The organism is Actinoplanes sp. NPDC051633 (assembly GCF_040681735.1).
Lineage (GTDB): Bacteria > Actinomycetota > Actinomycetes > Mycobacteriales > Micromonosporaceae > Actinoplanes.
The window spans coordinates 1-2,177 of the sequence record NZ_JBFAZH010001245.1 but is presented as its reverse complement, the minus strand read 5'-3'; the positions used below and the strand labels follow the sequence as shown (position 1 = coordinate 2,177).

General features: G+C 70.7%; 4 protein-coding genes. 2 read left to right on the top strand and 2 right to left on the bottom strand.

Annotated features, from left to right (window positions below; all coding sequences use genetic code 11):
* Positions 1-175: 175 nt before the first annotated feature.
* Positions 176-436 carry a hypothetical protein gene (locus tag AB0M20_RS39580; protein ID WP_364306205.1) on the bottom strand — a complete coding sequence of 87 codons (261 nt, stop codon included), beginning with the start codon at positions 434-436 and terminating at the stop codon, positions 176-178.
* Position 437: 1 nt separating this feature from the next.
* On the bottom strand, positions 438-842 hold the full coding sequence (locus AB0M20_RS39575) for a hypothetical protein (RefSeq protein ID WP_364306203.1): 405 nt from the start codon (positions 840-842) through the stop codon (positions 438-440).
* A 225-nt stretch (positions 843-1,067) separates the two neighbouring features.
* Here AB0M20_RS39575 and AB0M20_RS39570 point away from each other — a divergent pair, with 225 nt between their 5' ends.
* Together AB0M20_RS39570 and AB0M20_RS39565 are read left to right on the top strand one after the other, a co-directional pair.
* Positions 1,068-1,838 (top strand): alpha/beta hydrolase, encoded by a 771-nt coding sequence (locus AB0M20_RS39570; protein WP_364306200.1) that lies wholly within the window; start codon positions 1,068-1,070, stop codon positions 1,836-1,838.
* Positions 1,839-1,884: 46 nt separating this feature from the next.
* Positions 1,885-2,177 (top strand): carbohydrate-binding protein (locus AB0M20_RS39565; RefSeq protein WP_364306197.1); only part of this gene is annotated, 293 nt, incomplete at its 3' end.

Below are 2,177 nucleotides of genomic sequence, written 5' to 3'. Positions count from 1 at the left end.
GAGGGCGCGCTGACGGGCACATGCGAGGCGTGCGCTGCAGCTGCCGGCGTATCGGTGCGCGTATCGGTGAGACAGAGCCGCGCAGACTCCACCCGGAAAGTCACCTGGGCCGCCGTGTCCTGAGTGACCGCTGGTCTCAGTGACCCGGTGGAGGGTGGCCGCGGCCGAGCGGGCGTCAGTGCCGCGGCCGGCGGGGATTCTCCTCGGTCTCGACGCCCGCGACGACCGGGGTGTCGAAGCTGTCCGACCGGCGCGACGCGAGGGCCTGGAGCTGGTCGGCGACGGTGGCGATGTTCGGCCCGGAGGCTCCCGTCCGGATGAAGAACTCGGCACGGGACAGGCTCTCGGAAACCTCGCCCAGCGCCGCGGCCAATCGGCGCGCTTCGTCGGGCTCCAGCGCGAGGACGATGCGGCCGCCGTCGTATCGACCCTGCATGTCAGCCGGCCGCCCGCCTGGCGAACGCCTCCGCCGACTCCCGGAACATGGTCATCGAGTATTCCCCTCGCTTGATCACAGTTACCCCCAGGGCGGCATCGTGCCAGCCCTCGCCACCTCTCTTGAGGGGTGTTCCGTCGGTGCGACCGGTGTACCCGTCAAGATAGTCGGCCAACTGATCGTCGGTCATGTCGAACTGGTGGTTACCCGCCGGGCCTTCCCTCGCCGCCTCCTCGCGAATGTGCAGGACTCCCTGGTATGCGGCGTCACTGCACCCTTCCAGCCCGCCGACGTCCGGCGCCGAGGGGTCCTCCGCAGGCTGGGCAGGAGAGGGGTCGCCACTGCGCGCAGCCTGCCCACGTCCGGCATGCAGGGCTTCGTCGACCGCATCCTGCGCTGCCCGCACGCTGTCGTCGTCACCCGCGCCGCGTCTCCACGAAGGGGTTGAGCCGTCGTCCCCGCCGCCACGACCCTTGCTCGGCATACTGTTCAGCCCCGCGTTCGTCTCCCGGCGAGGCAGTCTATCGACCGCCGTCGTGGTCGGTGGGCCGACGATCCCCCGTGGGTGTCCTCGTCGTGGTGAGTTGTTCGTCCCTGGGGTAGAAACTGCGAAGATCACCAGGAGATGACCATGGACAAGACCACCTCTGCGGACGGGACCGCCATCGCCTACGAGAAGGCCGGCAGCGGGCCCCTCATCGTGTTCGTCGCCGGGGCGTTCAACGACCACCACCGGCTGGCGCCGCTCGCCTCAGCGCTTTCCGCCGACCACACCACGGTCGTGTACGACCGGCGGGGGCGGGGGGAGAGCGGTGACGCAGCCGCGTACGCCATCGAGCGCGAGGTCGACGACCTCGCCGCCGTCATCGCCGCAGCCGGCGGGCGGGCCTCGGTGTTCGGCTACTCGTCCGGGGGCGTGATCGCCCTGCTCGCGGCCACCCGGCTGGAGCTCGACCACCTCTTCCTGTTCGAGGCGCCCTTCGCCGGGCCCGACCGGCCGCACGCCCACGACCTGCCGGGTCGGATGCAGGCGATGGTCGACGACGGGCGGCCCGGTGACGCCGTCGCGACCTTCCAGCTGGAGGGCATCGGGCTGCCGCCGCACGTTGTCGAGCAGATCAAGCAGTCGCCGTTGTGGCCGGGGCTGGTGGCGATGGCGCAGGCGACGGTCTACGACGCGATCATCACCACTGAGCTCGCGCAGCCGACCGCCGAAATGCTCGCGGTTTCCGTACCCACGGTGGTCATGGTCGGCGCGGACACCATGCCGGTGCTCAAGGAGGCGGCGAAGCTCGTCCCGGTGGGGGAGTACGCCGAGGTGGCGGGCGGCGCGAACCACGACGTGCCGGTCGAGGAGACCGCTCGGCTGATTCGCGCACGGCTATCTGTTAACAACCCTTGATATTTATCGTCATGAGTATGACGATGGCCACATGCGACGTCCATGGATGGCTCTACTGACGGCCGTGGTGATGGCGGCGGCCGTGCCCGCCGGATACGCCCTGGCGGGTCCGGCCGAAGCCGCGGTGGCCTGCACCGCGCCGGCCTGGGCAGAAGGCAACACCTACCAGGCCGGTGCGCAGACGACGTACCAGAGCCACCAGTACCAGGCGCTGGTCACACACACCGCCTGGCCGGGCGCGGGCTGGAACCCGGCGGCCACCCCGACGCTGTGGCGCGACCTGGGGGCGTGTACCGGGGGCGGCACCCCGCCGACCACCCCGCCGCCGACCAACCCGCC